Origin of the sequence: Curtobacterium sp. MCBA15_013, from assembly GCF_001865095.1 — a bacterium.
Classification (GTDB): Bacteria; Actinomycetota; Actinomycetes; order Actinomycetales; family Microbacteriaceae; genus Curtobacterium.
Genome location: NZ_MJGQ01000060.1, coordinates 1 through 225, shown reverse-complemented (window position 1 = coordinate 225; position 225 = coordinate 1). Strand labels below are relative to the sequence as shown.

The 225-nt window shown below is 69.8% G+C and carries 1 protein-coding gene; it reads left to right on the top strand.

The features are described 5' to 3' along the window. Positions 1-7: 7 nt before the first annotated feature. On the top strand, positions 8-175 hold the full coding sequence (locus tag BIV01_RS16945) for an Lrp/AsnC ligand binding domain-containing protein (RefSeq protein WP_302847434.1): 168 nt from the start codon (positions 8-10) through the stop codon (positions 173-175). Positions 176-225 lie beyond the last annotated feature (50 nt).

Sequence of the window (225 nt, the reverse complement as noted above, 5' to 3'; positions counted from 1 at the left end):
GGAGGTCATCGACGCCGGCACCGTCACGGGCAGCGCCGACGCCGTCGTGCACATGCGCTCGAAGGACCTCTCCGCGCTCGAGGAAGCCCTCGACAAGGTCCGCCTCGCACCCCAGGTGGACCACACGCGGTCCGCGATCGTGCTCTCCAAGCTGGTCAGTCGCGAGACCGCGTAACGTCCCGCACATGGGACTGACGGCGGCCAGGAGGCACGGATCGCCTCCCA